The organism is Actinomycetospora sp. CA-101289 (assembly GCF_050955895.1).
Classification (GTDB): Bacteria; Actinomycetota; Actinomycetes; order Mycobacteriales; family Pseudonocardiaceae; genus Actinomycetospora.
In genome coordinates this window covers 42,030-58,058 of the sequence record NZ_CP192093.1, presented here as the reverse complement: position 1 = coordinate 58,058, position 16,029 = coordinate 42,030, and the positions used below count along the sequence as shown (strand labels likewise).

9 protein-coding genes are annotated in these 16,029 nt (G+C 71.1%); 6 read left to right on the top strand and 3 right to left on the bottom strand.

Annotated features, from left to right (window positions below; genetic code table 11):
- The first annotated feature begins 22 nt into the window (after positions 1-22).
- Entirely contained in the window at positions 23-3,712 is a 3,690-nt protein-coding gene (locus ACQPX6_RS00230) for a CHAT domain-containing protein (protein WP_433784638.1), read from the top strand.
- A 612-nt stretch (positions 3,713-4,324) separates the two neighbouring features.
- Here ACQPX6_RS00230 and ACQPX6_RS00225 read toward each other — a convergent pair.
- Together ACQPX6_RS00225 and ACQPX6_RS00220 are read right to left on the bottom strand one after the other, a co-directional pair.
- Positions 4,325-4,462, bottom strand: coding sequence for a hypothetical protein (locus ACQPX6_RS00225; protein ID WP_433788408.1), 138 nt, complete (start codon positions 4,460-4,462; stop codon positions 4,325-4,327).
- A 379-nt stretch (positions 4,463-4,841) separates the two neighbouring features.
- Positions 4,842-5,459, bottom strand: coding sequence for an RNA polymerase sigma factor (locus ACQPX6_RS00220; protein ID WP_433784637.1), 618 nt, complete (start codon positions 5,457-5,459; stop codon positions 4,842-4,844).
- Positions 5,460-5,918: 459 nt separating this feature from the next.
- Here ACQPX6_RS00220 and ACQPX6_RS00215 point away from each other — a divergent pair, with 459 nt between their 5' ends.
- From ACQPX6_RS00215 to ACQPX6_RS00195, 5 genes are all read left to right on the top strand, one after another.
- Positions 5,919-6,248 (top strand): hypothetical protein, encoded by a 330-nt coding sequence (locus ACQPX6_RS00215; protein ID WP_433784636.1) that lies wholly within the window; start codon positions 5,919-5,921, stop codon positions 6,246-6,248.
- A gap of 134 nt (positions 6,249-6,382) precedes the next feature.
- Positions 6,383-7,348 (top strand): ATP-dependent DNA ligase, encoded by a 966-nt coding sequence (locus ACQPX6_RS00210; protein ID WP_433784635.1) that lies wholly within the window; start codon positions 6,383-6,385, stop codon positions 7,346-7,348.
- Positions 7,349-7,556: 208 nt separating this feature from the next.
- Positions 7,557-10,676 (top strand): DISARM system SNF2-like helicase DrmD, encoded by a 3,120-nt coding sequence (gene drmD / locus ACQPX6_RS00205; RefSeq protein WP_433784633.1) that lies wholly within the window; start codon positions 7,557-7,559, stop codon positions 10,674-10,676.
- Positions 10,673-14,743 carry an Eco57I restriction-modification methylase domain-containing protein gene (locus tag ACQPX6_RS00200; RefSeq protein ID WP_433784632.1) on the top strand — a complete coding sequence of 1,357 codons (4,071 nt, stop codon included), beginning with the start codon at positions 10,673-10,675 and terminating at the stop codon, positions 14,741-14,743. The genes drmD and ACQPX6_RS00200 overlap by 4 nt, the downstream gene beginning before the upstream one ends.
- On the top strand, positions 14,743-15,375 hold the full coding sequence (locus tag ACQPX6_RS00195; RefSeq protein WP_433784631.1) for a hypothetical protein: 633 nt from the start codon (positions 14,743-14,745) through the stop codon (positions 15,373-15,375). The genes ACQPX6_RS00200 and ACQPX6_RS00195 overlap by 1 nt, the downstream gene beginning before the upstream one ends.
- Here ACQPX6_RS00195 and ACQPX6_RS00190 read toward each other — a convergent pair.
- On the bottom strand, positions 15,293-15,781 hold the full coding sequence (locus tag ACQPX6_RS00190; RefSeq protein ID WP_433784630.1) for a hypothetical protein: 489 nt from the start codon (positions 15,779-15,781) through the stop codon (positions 15,293-15,295). The two genes, ACQPX6_RS00195 and ACQPX6_RS00190, sit on opposite strands and share 83 nt — an antisense overlap.
- Between the last annotated feature and the right edge of the window lie 248 nt (positions 15,782-16,029).

Here is a 16,029-nt window from a genome sequence, read left to right as displayed (position 1 = left end):
AGCGGGACACCATCGCATCACCGTGTCCGCGACTCTCCCCGGGTTCGCGCCCCGCACCGCGACCGTCGAGGTCACCGTGCCGCCCGATCCCGCCGGTGCGGAGAAGCTGCGCTGGTACCTCGAGGACTACGCCGGGTTCCCCACCGAGCCCGGCCCGGCAATGGCCGCCGAGGCCGAGCAGCTACTGGACACGGTGGGCCGCGAGCTGTTCGCCGCCATCTTTGGTGACGGCGACATCCGCGATCTGTGGAACGAGGCCAGCGCGGGCGGGCTGGACCGGATGCGGATCGAGGTCGACGCCGACCCCGCCGACGTCCCCGGCCTGCCGTGGGAGCTGCTGCGTGATCGGCGCGGCAGCAAGCTCGCGGTCGAGGCCGGGCAGTTCGTCCGCACCCACACCCAGGCCGCCCGCACCCGACTCCCGCAGACCAGTCAGGATCGACTGCGGGTGCTCCTGGTGATCTGCCGCCCGAGCGGCCGCGACGACGTCCCGTTCCGGTCGGTGGCCTCGCGGCTGGTCCGCGGCGGGGTCGACCGCCTCGACGGGCTCAACCTCGACGTGCTGCGCCCCGCGTCGTTCGCCCGCCTCGCCACCGTGCTGCGCGCCGCCGCTCATGCAGGCCAGCCCTACCAGGTGGTGCACTTCGACGGCCACGGCACCTATCGCGACATCTTGGCCGAGGGCGACGGCCGGGTCGAGGTGTCGGCCACCAGCTACGGGCCCGGCCTCGCCGCACCCGCCCGGCCCGGGCAGCACGGCTACCTGCTGTTCGAACGCCCCGACACGAGCAGCAACCAGGAGCTCGTCGACGGCCCCACCCTGGCCGACCTGCTGGTCGAGACCAGGGTCCCGGTCCTGGTCCTCAACGCCTGCCGCTCCGCCTACGCCGACGCCCCCTCGGCCCCCGACCCGGCCCTGAGCGAGGTGAACGAACGGGTCCGCGCCTACGGCTCCCTGGCCGCGGAGGTCGCCGACCGGGGCGTCGCCGGTGTGGTGGCCATGCGCTACAACGTCTACGTCGTCACCGCGGCCCAGTTCGTCGCTGACCTCTACACCAGCCTGCTCGCCGGGCACCCCCTCGGACAGGCCGCCGCAGCCGGGCGGCGCGCCTTGGCCGCCGACCCTACCCGCGAACTCGGCACCACCCCAGTCGATCTGCAGGACTGGATGGTGCCCACCGTCTACGAAGCCGCCCCCCGCACCCTCATCGAACGGCCCGCCGCGGCGCAACCCCGGATCACCCTGCACGGCGGCGACACCCGCTCCCGCACCGGCACCGACGTCCCCGCCGCCCCGGACATCGGGTTCTACGGGCGCGACGAGGCCCTGCTCGCTCTCGACCGCGCCTTCGACGACCACCAGGTCGTGCTGCTCCACGCGTTCGCCGGAGCCGGCAAGACCACCACCGCCGCCGAGTTCACCCGCTGGTACCTCGCCACCGGCGGGCTACGCCTGGACAGCGACAGCGACAGCGACAGCGACAGCGACAGCGACAGCGACAGCGACAGCGACAGCGACAGCGACAGCGACAGCGACAGCGACAGCGACAGCGACAGCGACAGCGACAGCGACAGCGACAGCGGTGACGGCAGCAGCAGGCACGGCGTCGTGCTCTGGACGAGCTTCGAGCACCACACCCCGCTGGATCGGGTCCTGGACACTGCGGGTGCAGTGTTCGCGCCGCTGCTGGAGGCCAACGACCTCCATTGGGCGGCGCTCACCGACCCGACCGCACGACGGAACGTGATCCTGCAGGTGCTCGCGCACATACCGGTGCTGTGGGTCTGGGACAACGTCGAACCCGTCACCGGGTTCCCGGCCGGCAGCCCATCGACCTGGAGCGACCAGGAGCAGACCGAGCTACGCGGCTTCCTGCGCGAGCTGCGCTACCGCACCCAGACCAGGGTGCTACTGACATCCCGCCGCGACGAGCACCCCTGGCTGGGCGAACTCCCGCAACGCGTTCAGCTGGCACCCATGCCTCTATGGGAAAGCCTCCAGCTCACCCGCGCCCTCGCCAGGCACCTCGGCGCCACCACCGGCACCATCGACTGGCGTCCCCTGGCCCGGTTCACCGGCGGTAACCCGTTGGCGATCACCGTCGCGGTGCGCCAGGCCGTGCTGCGCGAGCAGGTCACCAGCACCGCGCAGCTCGAAGCCTTCGTGGCCCGGGTCGATACGGGGGCCGCCGTGCTGGAACCAGCAGCGAACGCCGAGCTGGGTCGCAGCGACTCGCTGGCCGCCTCCCTGGCCTACGGGTTCACCCACGCCTTCACCGACACCGAACACACCCAACTCGCGCTGCTGCACCTGTTCCGCGACACCGTCACCATCGACGCCCTACGCGCCATGGGAGACCCGCAGACCGCCGGCGACGACGCCGTCGCCGCCCTGGCCGGCGCCGACCGCGAACAGCTCGCCGCCCTGCTCGACCGGGCCGCCGAGCTCGGGCTGCTCACCGCGCACGGCGGCGGCTACTACGGCATCCACCCCGCCCTGCCCTGGTTCTTCACCGACCTATTCCACTGCCACACCCCCGACCCCGACACCGCCGCCCGCGCCTACACCCACACCCACGCCACCCTCGGCACCTACTACTTCAAGCAGGTCGCGGACGGACAGGCGGTCGCGGTGCTGCCCGCGCTACGAGCCGAGGAAGCCAACCTGCGCCACGGCCTGGACCTGGCCCGCGCCCACCACCTACCCGACGCGGCGCTGGGCTGCGCCCAAGGCCTGAAGAAGCTCTACCAACTGACCGGGCGTGACCCCGAGTGGGCCCGGCTCGTGACCGACATCCAGGGCGACTACATCGACCTCACCACCGACGCCCCGCGCCCCGGCCGCGAGGAGAGCTACAGCCTCGTCACCAACTACCGGGTGCAGATCGCGCAGGCGCGGCAGGACTGGCCCACCGCCACCCGCCTACAAACCCTCGCCGCCGCCTGGGACCGCGACCGCGCCGCGCCCTACCTCGAACTGCCTCCCGACCAGCTCGACCCCACCGGCCGGTCTCGCCTGCGCATGCTTAGGGTCAGGGAACAGAACCTCGGGAACCTGCTGCTCGAGCAAGACAATCCGGCCTGCCTCGCTCACTACCAGGCCCAGTACGACCTCGCCGAGCGCCTCGGCGACAGCCTCGCGCAAGCAATCGCCGCCTCGAGACTCGGTAACGCCTACCTGCGCGTGACCGGGCTGCGCGACCTCGACCAGGCCCAGCACTGGCACCAACGCGACCTCGACCTCACCCCCGACCACGACCACGTCGGCCGCGCCGCCACCCATGGCTCTCTGGCCAACGTCGCCTATCACCGGTTCCGCGAGGCCCGCGCCGCCGACGCTCCAACCGAGGAGCTCGACGCCTACCTCGAGCAGGCCCGCGCCGGCCACCAGCAGGCCCTCGACCTGCTACCCGACGACCACCACGACTACCGCGCCACCGCCCACAACCAGCTCGGCGTCCTTTACCGCCAGGTAGGCGACCTCCCCCGGGCCATGCACCACTACCAGCAATGTATCCGCCACGTGGAGGCACGCGGTGACACCTACGGCGCCGGAAGAACCCGCTACAACATCGCCCTGCTGCTCGCCCACGAGCGGCCCGGCGACGCTCTGCTCTACGCCCACGCCGCCCTCGCCAACTTCCACCAGATCGGACCCGGCGCCCAAGCCGACGTGGCCAAGGCCGAGGCACTCCTCCAACAATTGGAGTAGGCCGTCGGAACAGCACGACGACCGCGTCGGCACCCGCGAGTGAACCGCCCCGGCGTGTCCGGAGAGCTTGATGTGCCCCGGCTTGGCTGGAGTCGGGTTACTGGATGATCACAATCCTCGCTGTCGAGAGGATCACCAGCCCGTGCCGAAGAGGTATCCACCGGAGTTCCGCCGCAAGGTTCTCGATGGTCGCGGCTGGGCCCGGCGACTCATGATCTGACGGGTCCCGAACGTGATCCACATGAAATGGTCACATCGTTCGGGACGTAGGCTGTACGCCCGATAGCACTTTGCTAGATACTCGTAGTATAACGAGCCTTGGTCGCTCGACCCCTTGTAGAGCTTGCACTCGGCGAGAAATTCCTGCCCGTCGAAGTCGCCACCTATGAGATCGCCACCGAGGTCAAACGAGAAGGTCGGCTTAGTACCTTCAGACCAAGGAAAGGTCAACTTTCGGACGGCCCATTTGTCTGGATTGACCCACTTGGCGTTGGCACGAGTTGTTGAATCAAGCCAGGTTTTCGCGCGTTGAGCGCCGTCACGACCCTGCTCATGCAGCTCCTCCCCTGACACCTTGCAGACCCTACGGAAGGGCGACGGACGGCAGAAGGGTCATCGGGGGTGCCTCATCAGCGCGACGTCTCGCTCCGACCGCTGCTCCCCGGGCTCGACCTTGCCCCCGGGAACGTGACCGGCGGAACACCGTGAGGGGTGTTCGGTCAGCAGGACGCCCTGTGTGCTGGTGACGATCGCGAGCGCAAACGGTTGCCCGGGGCGTCATGGCTGACGGTCACGGAGTGCGGCCAGGGTGCGGTCAATGCTGGCGAGCACGTCGGGCGGCGTGGGCCCGGCAGGGTCTTGGGACGCGCTAAGCAGCGCCCAGGACGCGCGGTGCGCAGAGTCGTCGAACCCGCCTAGCAGATGCAGGGCGGCCTCGGCGCGGCGGTCACCGTCGAGGGCGGCAGCGAAAAGCCGGCTAATCGCGTCCCGAGAAGCGCCGTGGGGGACACCGGCCCCGGGGGTGTCCGTCGCGTGCGAGCTCACGTGGTGGATGGTCATGCTGGTCTGACGCACCGCGCGGGCTCGCCGTTCCCGCCGTCGCGGAGCAGGTGGGAACGGCGAGCCGCTGTCACAGGTCCGCCCGGGCCTCTCGACGACTCTGCGTCGCGAGGTGGGCGAGGATGGTCCCGCGGGCGCGGTGAGCCCGGGACTTCACCGTGCCAACGGCGACCCCCAGCAGTTCCGCCGCTTCCTCGTTGGTGAGCCCGTCGAGGTGGAGCACTTCCAGCACGAGGCGCTGGTCCCGGGGTAGCAGCGCGAGCAGGTTGGGCAGGACCACCGCGGCGTGCTCCCGGTCGATGACCGCCAGCGAGGGGTCGCCGGGGTCGGTGCGCTCGGGCTGGTCGTGGGTCCGGTACAGCTCTCCGAACGGGGTCGACCGGTTGGCGCGACGGCGACGGGCTGCGGTGATGGCCTCGTTGACGGTGATGCGATGCAGCCAGGTCGACACCTTCGCCTTGCCCGAGAAGGTCGCCGCGCTCTGCAGCACGCGCAGCCACACCTCCTGCACCACGGCCTCGGGGTCCGGCTCAAACCACGCCAGGTTGCGCACGAGGCTCAGCAGCACCCGCTGGTAGCGGTGCACCAGGACCGCGAGCGCGTCGGTGTCCCCGCTGACGTAGGCGGCGAGTAGGTCGCTGTCCGCCCGGGTGTCGGTGCGCGGGTCGTGGTTGGGCTGGTTACTCATGGTGGCCTCCGACCTGGAGAGGGCGGGGCTGGTGGGCCCCGGGGCGGTGGGCGGAGGCGCTTGCTGCCTCCACCGCCCGAAGGGCGCCGAGCGGGCCGTCGAGGCTCGCGGTCAAGGGCCAGCCGGAGCTTGCGGAGGCTGGTCGCGCAGCGACGCGTAGCGCAGCGGAGCGCCCTTGACCGGGAGGAACGGCCCGATCAAGCTCCCGGGGCCCTCCAGCGCCGACCGCCGCGGTAGCGGCGTCGATCCCGCGCCGCAGGCGCCCCGGCCGCCCGGCCGTGAGGAGCCCTGCGCAGCGGCGCGTACCTGATCAACCGGTGGGCCCAGCACGGTGGCGGCATGAGGCCTGTCCCCGCGGCGTGGACAGGGGACGTCTCGTCGTCGGGTCGTGCCACGCTGGGGCGTCGCCCGCGCTCCCCCGCGGAAGGACGCTCATCTCGTCCTGTCCTGGAGGTGCGTGTGGTTCACCCAGCCGAGCTCCGTCGCCGCGAGCAACGACGGCTCGAGGCCGAGCAGATGATCGAAGCCGCCGCCGTGGCGCGTGAACGTGGTCCCGGCGGGTTCGCCGGCCTCGACCGGGAGTCGGCGGACGCCCTGGGAGCCCTGCTCGAGACCCTCGCCGAGGACTGGCGCGAGCGCCCGACCTCACCGCGGGTGTGGGAGCACGCGGCCCGGGCCGCGCAGCGCCTCGTGCACGACCCGATCCGTGAGCCGGCGCCGCAGTTCCGTGGCCCGCTGCCCGCCGGCTACGAGAGCGCGCGCCGAGACAAGACCGACCATCCGCTGTAGACCCACCGCGACCGCTCATCGATGGCGCTCGTGCTCAGTGTCGCGAGGCCGCGGCAAGGAGCGGAGGTCTCGTCCGGTGCGAGGCCGCTTTCCACCGGTGGCACCGGCCGCCGATCCTCGGTGAGACTCCAGCGGTGGTCGAGAAGGTCGCGGTGATGCTGTCGCGGTCGGTCGATGTCCTGCCGACCGCAGGGCCGTGGGCCTACGAGCCCAAGCTCGACGGCTTCCGCTGCCTGCTCTCGAGCAGCGAGTTCGGCGACGTGCGCCTCGACAGCCGCCGCGCCAAGCCGCTCGGCCGGTACTTCCCCGAGGTCGTCGCCGCCGCGCGCCTCCTGCCACCGGGGCTCGTCCTCGACGGAGAGCTCGTCATCGCCGCCGGCGGCGGCGTCGACTTCGCCGCGCTGCAGCAGCGCCTGCGCTACTCCTCCCCCGCGCGCACCGCGCAGCTGGCCGGCGAGAGCCCGGCCTCGCTAGTCGCCTTCGACGTCCTGCACCACGACGGCCACGACCTGCGACCCGCGCTGTACGACGAGCGCCGCGAGGTCCTCGAGACGGTGCTGGGCGGTGCGCCGCGCGGGGTGAGGCTCATGCCGATGACCACCGACCCGCGAGCCGCGGGGGCCTGGCTGCGCGACCAGCCGCCGGGCATCGAGGGTGTCGTCGCCAAGCGCCGCGACCAGCGCTACCGCCCCGGCGCCCGCAGCTGGCAGAAGCTGCGCGCCCGCGACACCACCGAAGCCGTCATCGGCGGCGTGTTCGGCACCCTCGAGCGCCCCGAAGCCCTCGTCCTCGGCCGCTACCGAGGCGGCCACCTCCGAGTCGTCGGCCGCACGAGCCCGCTGCCCCTCGCCGCGCGCGACCAGCTGCGACGTCTGCTGCGACCGCCGAGCCGCAAGCACCCCTGGCCGCCGCGGCTGCCCTCCAGTCGCTTTGGACAGACCCCCGGCAGCGAGATCGAGTACACCCAGGTCGAACCAGAGCTGGTGGTCGAGGTCGAGACCGACACCGCCTACGAGCAGGGCCGATGGCGCCACGCCACCACGTACCTGCGCCTACGACCGGACCTCGCCCCCAGCGACCTAGCTGCCGACTCGGCATGAGGCACGGGAGAACCCGGCTCGCGTCACCCTCGAGCGGGCGTAGTCACGCGCGACCGAGCCGTTTCGTCGTGACCCCGCACCGGGGGTCACCGGCCGGACGTGGGTCTCGGCAAGGCGTGTCTCCACCGGCTTGACCCGGACCCCCCGGTGAAGCCCTCGATCAGGCACGATCGTCGCTCGTAGTGGAACAGCAGAGCCGAGGGGAAGCATGACGGCATCGACTCTGGCTGACGCCCCGGAGGTCGGCCAACTCGTCCGCGTGCGCGGGCAGCAGTGGGTGGTGGCGAGCACCCACCACAGCCGCCAACAGCGCGACGAGCTCTCTCCAACCCCGCTCCCCGGCGCCACGATGGTGCGCCTAACCAGCGTCAGCGACGATGACCTCGGCGACGAGCTGACCGTCGTCTGGGACGTCGAACCGGGCCGCGAGGTCCTCCCGGCGAGCGCGCTCCCCGAGGTCACGCCGGACGGCTGGGACGACCCCGAGCGTTTCGGCGCCTTCCTTGACGCCGTCCGGTGGGGCACCGTCGCGAGCGCCGACGAGCGAACCCTGCAGGCGCCGTTCCGCGCCGGCATCTCCATCGAGCCCCACCAACTCGCCCCGGTGGCGCGTGCGCTCGCCATGCCCCGGGTCAATCTGCTCATCGCCGACGACGTCGGACTCGGCAAGACCATCGAGGCTGGCCTCGTCGCACAAGAGCTACTGCTGCGCCACCGCGCTCGGCGGATCATCGTCGTCTGCCCGGCCTCGCTCACGGGCAAGTGGCACGACGAGATGGCCGAGAAGTTCGGGCTCGACTTCGTCGTGCTCGACGCCGCCGCGCTCCGCGATCTCCGGCGCGACCACGGTCTGCAGGCCAACCCCTTCGCCGTGCATCCGCGAACGGTCATCAGCTTGCAGTGGCTGCGATCCCCCCGGGTGCAGCGGCTGCTCGACGAGGTCCTCACCGTCGAGGCCGAGCACCAAGGCTTCTTCGACCTGCTCGTGGTCGACGAGGCCCACCATTGCGCACCGCCCGCGCCGCGCAAGGCCAGCGGCTACGCCGTCGACAGCCGGCAGACCCACGCCGTCCGCCGGCTGGGCGCGTACAGCCGCCACCGCCTCTTCCTCTCCGCCACCCCGCACAACGGCCACCGCGAGTCCTGGCAGGCGCTGCTGGAGATCCTCGACCCGCAGCGCTTCACCCGCGGCATCGACCCCGACCCCGCTGCGGTCCGCGACGTCATGATCCGCCGCCTCAAGGACGACCTACGGAACGACGACGGCGAGCCGCTCTTCCCGCCCCGCATGACCCGCGCAATCGAGGTGCCCTACACCGACGACGAGCACCACGGCCACGAGCTGCTCGACCGGTACCTCCAGCTCCGTCGCCGCGCCGGGACCACCGACCGCGGTGTCCGCGCGAACGACCTGATCGCGCTGCTGCTCAAGAAGCGGCTGTTCTCCAGCCCGGCCGCGTTCGCCCGCACCCTCGCCGCCCACGCGGATCGTCGGGAGGACGGCGGGACGGAGTCGGTCCCCGACTGGATCGACGAGGTCGTGGGGTGGGACGACGGTCTCGCCGACGACGAGACCGCCGAGGAGGCGCAGGCCGAACTCCTCACTACCCTGCACCGTGCCACGGGCGTCGAGCGCGGGGCCGACGCCGACGCTGCCCTCTCCGAGCTGCAGACCTGGGCCGACGCCCACGCGGAGCCCGCTGACAGCAAGGCCAGGGCCCTGATGCACGAGATCCAGCGGGTGCTCGAGGACGACGAACGCATCCTCGTCTTTACCGAGTATGTCGACACCCTGGTCTGGCTCGCGGGCCTGCTCGACGCCGCCGGTCTTGGCGGCGATCGTCTCGGGCTCGTCTTCGGCGGCATGGACCCGAAGCGCCGCGAGCACCTCAAGGCGGCGTTCCAGGCCCGCCCCGACCGCGACCCCGTGCGCATCCTGCTCGCCACCGACGCCGCCGGTGAGGGCATCGACCTGCAGCGGCACTGCCACCGTGTCGTCCACTACGACATCCCGTTCAACCCGAACCGTCTCGAACAGCGGATCGGTCGGGTCGACCGCCACGGGCAGACCGAGCCCGTCATCGTCTGCCACTTCATCGGCGCCGGCTGGAGCACCGCCACGCCCGGCTCCTACGAGGCCGACCTGGAGTTCCTCGCCCGCGTGGCCAAGAAGGTCGCGGTGGAGCGCGAGGACCTCGGAAGCGTCAACCCGGTCATGGCGGGCGCCGTCGAGGCACGGATGCTCGGCCGCGCGACCCTCGCCGACCCGGCCACCGTGACCCCGAAAGCCACCACCCGCGTCCTGCGGGCCGAGCAGGACCTCCGCGACCAGGTCACGAAGCTGCGCGCCCAGCTCGCCACCAGCGTCGCGGAGCTGCAGGTGGCCCCCGCCAACGTCCGTCGGGTCGTCGACACGGCCCTGGCCCTCGCCGAGCAGGAACCGCTGATCGACGTCCGCCCCGGCGTGGTGACAGCCGGTCGGCTGCGCCGGGGATGGGAGCGCACGGTGGAGGGCCACGCCGATCCCCTCACGGGCGCGGAGCGGCCGTTCACCTTCGATCAGCAGGCCGCCGACGAGGACGTGGTCCTCGCCCACCTCGGCCACCCGCTAGTCGCGCAAGCCACCCGCCTGCTACGCAGCGCGGTGTGGGGCTCGCGCCGTGACCTGCACCGGGTCGCTGCGGTCCGGGCCGCGCTGCCGGAAGCGGCCAAGATCGACGACCTCCTCGTCATCGTCTTCTCCCGTCTCGTCGTGGTCGGCGCGGACGGCGCCCGGCTGCACGAGGAGGTCCTCCCGGCGGGCCGGGTGATCGCGAGCTCGGGACGGGGACGACGGCTCGACCTCACGCAGGATCGGAACGCTGCGCTCCGCCGCGCCGTCGCCGAGGCCTTCGCCCCCGGGAGGTGCCGCCTAGCCCCAGCGGCAGCTCGGGAACGGATCGCCGCCGACTGGACGCGGCTCGGCACTTGGCTCCGCGAGGACGTCGACGTCCAGGCCCGCGACCGCGTGACGAGCCTGGCGACGACCTTCACCCACCGGGCCGCGGAGGAGGAGAAGCGCGTGCAGGCCGTCTTCGCGCAGCTGCGCCGGACGCTGCAGGGCGCACTCGTCACGGAAGAGTCGTCGCAGCTCTCGTTCGCTGACCTCGACCGCGCCGAACAGGCCCAGGTGGAGCGCGATCGGGAGGCGTGGCGGACTCGGCTCGACTCCCTCGACGACGAGCGCGACCGCGAGGTGGCCCTGGTGACACGCCGGTTCGCCGAGGTCAGGGAGCTGGTCTTCCCGTTCGCCATCGCGGTCGTCGTGCCCGACGGGGTGGACGCGTGAGCCCGGCTCGCCGTGTGAACGGTGCCGGCGAGGCGACCCGCAAACGCCACAGTTGGCTCGAGCTCCTCCAGACCTCTGGGCCGTTCCTCACCCTGCCCGTCGTCCACCGGGTGTTTCCCGACGGCCTGCCGCCGGTGTCGGCTGACCGGCGCGGTGCGGTTCGACATGTCGTGGAGCGAATGCTCGCCACGCAGGGCGAGGAGCGCCGGGCCGTGATCGACGAGCTGCTCTCCGGCGTCCTCGACTGGGGCGAGCACCATCGGGACGACCTCCCCGACGCGCTCGGGGCGCTCGTGGTCGAGCACCGGGTGACCGTGCATCCCGACCTCGCCTTCGTCGTCGACGAGGCCGAGGAATCGATTCCCGACGAGGACGTACCCGACGACGATGCCGGGGGCTCCGACGACGACGCGGCCGAAGCCGCCGAGCCGACCGGGCCGCCATCGGGCGGCGCCAGCCCCTGGCGCTTGTTCGGCCGGATCGAGCCCTGGGGCACCCACCCGCTCGCACGGACCACCCGCGACGGTTGGACCGCCAACGCAGCGGAGCGCCTCGCGGTCCTCCTGCGGGCCCGAGATGTGCCGGTCGGGCTCGTGACCGACGGGCGCTGGTGGGCGATCGTTTGGGCGCCGCGCCGCGCCGCCACGGGCGTCGCGGTTTTCGACGCCTCGTTATTCAGCGAGGAGCCCGACTCGCTGGCCGCGTTCGCCGCCCTGTTGGGCCGGCAGAGGTTCCTCGGGGTGGCCGCGCCCGACACGCTGCCGAGGCTGCTCGAGGAGAGCCTCGAACGCGGTGAGGAGCTCACCGACGCCCTCGGCCGCCAGGTGCGCGACGCCGTCGAGCTGCTCGTTCGCACGCTCGACCGGCTCGACGCCGACAGCGGCGGCGCCCTGCTCGCGCGTGTCGACGACGATGAGCTCTACCGCGGCGTCATCACCGTGATGATGCGGGTGGTGTTTCTCCTCTTCGCCGAGGAGCGGCGCCTCCTGCCCAGCGACGACGAGGTCTACGCCTCCGCTTACAGCGTCGGCCGGCTCGTCGACGACCTCGACCGCGTCAGAGCATTGGCCGGCCCGCAGTCGCTGGACTATCGGTATGGCGCATGGCATCGCCTGCTCGCCACGGCGCGCGCGGTGCACGGCGGGGTCCACCACGAGGACCTGCGACTCCCGGCCTACGGCAGTGATCTGTTCGATCCAAACCGCTTCCCTTGGCTGGAAGGGCGTGCCGGTGAAGAGAGCTCGGCTGGCGCCACCGTCCCCGCGGTCGACGACCGCACCGTGTGGCGCATGCTGCGCGCGGTCCAGTTCGTGACCGTCGGCGTCGAATGGCGGCGGCTGACGTTCCGTGCGCTGGGCGTCGAGCAGATCGGCTACGTCTACGAGGGCCTGCTCGAACTGGAGGTCCGGACCGCCGACGAGCTCACCCTCCTGCTCGCCCGGCACTCGAAATGGCCGCGTCAGAAGATGCCAACGGAGGTCGGGGTCGCCGAGGCCCGGACCTGGGTCGACGGCCTGCCCGACACGCTCCAGGCCGAGGTGGCCGCGCGTATCGGCTGGACGGCGAGCCGGGTGGAGAAGGCCCTGCGGGAAGTGCTCGACGAGCACGTGCTCGCAGAGGAGGTCGGTGACGCCGAGCCCGAGGCGTTCAAGGTCGCCGTGGCGCTGGCGCCGGTGCTGCGCCGTGACGAGCGTGAACGGCCCATGGTGGTTCGCCCCGGCCGGCGCTATCTCGCGCCCAGTCGTCGTAGGGCGGCCACCGGGGCCCACTACACGCCGCCGCAGCTCGCGCTCGAGATCGCCACGGGGGCGCTGGAGCCCCTCGTCTACTTCCCCGGTCCCCTGCAGACGGCCGACCGTTCGGAGTGGAGGCTCCGCCCCAGCCGGCACCTACTCGGCCTGCGAGTGGCCGACATCGCGATGGGCTCAGGTGCCTTCCTGGTGTCCGCGTGCCGCTACCTCGCCGACTGCGTGGTCACCGCCGAGGCAGACGAGGGCGATCTCGACGCCGAGCGCTGGGTCGGCGCCGGGGAGCAGGCCGACGCCGAGGTGCCGCCGGTGTTGCTCGAGGCCCGCCGCCGGGTGGTGGAGCGCTGCCTCTATGGCGTTGACGTCAACCCGCTGGCCGTCGACATGGCAAAGCTGTCGCTCTGGCTGCTCACCATGGACCGTGAGCGCCCCTTCGACTTCCTCGACGGCCGTCTCGTCGCGGGCGACAGCCTGCTCGGCCTCGTCGAGGTCGACCAGCTCACCACGCTGCACCTGGACCCGGTCGCCGGCCGGGCCCTGCGTGAGGTCGAGCTGCCCTTCACCGATGCCTGGGTCCGCACGCTGGGCGAGGCCGCCGACGTTCGCAATCGGGCGAACGCGATCCCGCCCGAGGGTCTTCGTGACATCGAGCGCAAACAGCGGCAGCTCCGCGAGGCGCGCGCCCTGACCGCCCACCTGCGCGCCGTCGCTGATCGCCTCGTCGGCATCGGCCTGAGCGTTGCCCGCACCCGCACCGCTCGCGACGTCCGCAGCGCCTTCGTCGCCCTCGGTCTCGAGATGAGCTCGGCGAGCGGCGACGACGACGCCGTGCTGAAGGAACGTGCCCAGCCCGACCTGCAGGCCGAACGCCCCGACGGCCGGGCCCCACGCACGCCGTTCCACTGGCCCGTCGAGTTCCCCGAGGTGTTCGTCGACAGCCCCGACCGCGGCTTCGACGCGATCATTGGCAATCCGCCGTTCCTCGGCGGTTCCAAGCTCCGGGGCGCCGTCGGATACGATCTTGCCGGGTTCCTTCAGCGCTGGGACGGTCGCGACGTCAAGGGCAACGCCGACCTTGCGGCTCGCTTCGTTCTCCGCGCGCAGCGCTTGCTGTCCTCGCGGGGTCAGCTCGGCTACATCGCAACAAACACCTTGGTGCAGGGGGACACCCTGGAGGTTGGGCTCGCCCAGTCGGTGGCTCGGGGGATGACGATCCGTCGCGGCCGGACTAGCCACCCATGGCCGTCGGCGAGCGCGAATCTCGAGATTGTTGACGTGTGGGCCAGCCGCGCTCCTGTCGGCCCGCTCGGTGAGCGACGCCTTGACGACGAACCGGTGCCCGCCATCGGCGCCGACCTCGAGCCGGTGGGCCGTGTCGGTGGCGCCAAGCATCGCCTTGCCGAGAATGCGAATCTTGTTTTCAACGGATCAAAGGTGGATGGCCTCGGTTTCACGATGAGCGAAGACGAGGCGCTGCAACTAATCTCTGAAGACGCTCGCCACGCCGAAGCGCTCCAACGCTATATCATTGGGCAGGACCTCAATCAGCGACCGGACTGCTCGGCGAGCCGCTGGATTATCAACTTCCGAGGCTGGTCGCTTGATCAGGCCAAGCGCTACCCGGAGTTGCTCGCTATCGTCCAGCGGGACGTCAAGCCCGAGCGTGACCGGAACGCACGAGCTCAGCGTCGCGACCGATGGTGGATCTACGGAGAGCGCGCTCCGAACCTGTACGCGGCGATCTCTAACCTTGAACACGTCCTTGCCATCAGCATGGTTAGCAACGCTGTGATGCCGGTCCGCGTCCCCGCGAACCAGGTTTTCGCCCACAAATGCGCAGTGTTTGGTTTCGACGGGTTCGCAGAGCTGGCCGTGCTGTCGTCGAGCATCCACACGACGTGGACGGTCCGGTACACATCCACGCTCGAGACACGAGTTAACTACTCGCCCTCGGACGTCTTCCTCACCCTGCCGCGGCCCGTACCGACGCCCTGGCTCGATGAGCTCGGCGCCCGCCTTGACACCGAGCGGCGAGAGCTGATGTTCGGCCGGGGCTGGGGCCTGACGACCACCTACAACCACGTCCACGACCCCGCCGATCGCGACCCGGCGGTCGTCGCCCTCCGCGACCTCCACGCCGACATCGACCACGCGGTCATGGACGCCTACGGCTGGTCGGACCTCGACCTCAACATCGGCCACCACCCCACCAGGATCGGCATCCGCTGGACTGTCGGTCCCGACGCCCGATTCGAACTCCTCGACCGCCTGCTTGAGGAGAACCAGCGCCGCTACGCCGCCGAGCAGGGAGCCAAGTGATGGGCTGGTTCAGCCCCCGCACCGTCGAGCCGAAGGACGACACCCATCGGTATTGGTCCGATCCGCGCTACGACGGCATGGGTCAGGGGAAGCGGGCGTGGACGGCGAAGCGCGACGGCTGGCGGCTGTCCCCCTCCGACGAAATGGAAGCCGCCGAGCATGAAGCGGGCTTCGTCCGCGGGCACCACTTCCTGGCCTGGCACGACGAGGTCGTGCGGCTCAAGCGCGAGCAGCGGTACGGCGAGGCGTTGGAACTGCTCCTCGAGACCATCACGGCCCTCGAAGCTGAGCAGGCCGTCCAGCGTTATAACGCTCCGCGTCGCGCCGAGTACCTCGGGACACGGGAGATCGTCGTTCGGGAAACCCCGCCGGCCTGGACCGGGCACGCGGCGATCATCTACCGCAAGCTCGGCGACCTCGAGTCGGAGATCGCGATCATCGATCGCTGGGAAGCCCACACCGCCTCACCGATCGATGGGTCGGCGCGACGCAGCCCAAGCTCCTCGAACGCCGCGAGAAGACACGCGCCTTGCTGGCCAAGCGCGGTGGTCAGGCGCGCACGAGGCCGTCGATCTTGGCCTCCAGCTCGGCCTTCATCAACTCCTTCGGCTTGTCCGAAGCGAGGTCTTTGAAGCATTCGCAGCCCTCGAGTGAGAGATCGGCCTGTAAGCACGACCAGACCCCGGTCACGCGGATCGTCCGCACTGCATCCCCGAGGTGTGGGATAGACAGCTTCAGCGAATCGCCGACCGCGTGATCCACCAGTGCCCTAGCAATCTCGGCTTCGATGGTGGAGGCGCCCTGCGACCGGACGGCACGCCGGACCGCCCAGCTGAGCAAGCGCTTCGGCGCTTCAACGATCTTCTCGAGCTCCCGAGCGATATAGGCGAGGTTCCGGCAGAACACTCGGTTACCGCTCTTCGCGCTGAGCGCGTGCCACAGTTCGTCGTTGAGGGCGCGTGCCAGCTCCCCTGACACGGCCGACTGCCAACCGTCGGACAGGACCCGACCAACGAAGGCGACCGCGTCGGGCCCCACCGGCGTGCGCCCCGAGCGCAACGCGGTCGACGGGTGGGGCTTCCGTTCGCCCTGGACTCGATCCGTCGACGCGCGAGGAGACGGCACGAAGGCACTGGCCGATCGCAAAGTAGTCGGAACCCCGGGCGATACCCGCCCGACGCTGTTGTCCCGCCCTCCCGGATGGTCGTGGCAGTAGCGCTTGCGAGGGTTCCCCTCGATGGACCACGTTCGGCGGCAGCGCGTTCCGTCCTCGTTGATCCCCGGAC

What these genes read in the sequence shown, in the direction of transcription:
- drmD (WP_433784633.1), top strand. Translation starts at nt 7,557, where the DNA reads ATGACGGCATCGACTCTGGCTGACGCCCCGGAGGTCGGCCAACTCGTC.
- ACQPX6_RS00195 (WP_433784631.1), top strand. Translation starts at nt 14,743, where the DNA reads ATGGGCTGGTTCAGCCCCCGCACCGTCGAGCCGAAGGACGACACCCAT.
- ACQPX6_RS00220 (WP_433784637.1), bottom strand. Translation starts at nt 5,459, where the DNA reads ATGAGTAACCAGCCCAACCACGACCCGCGCACCGACACCCGGGCGGAC.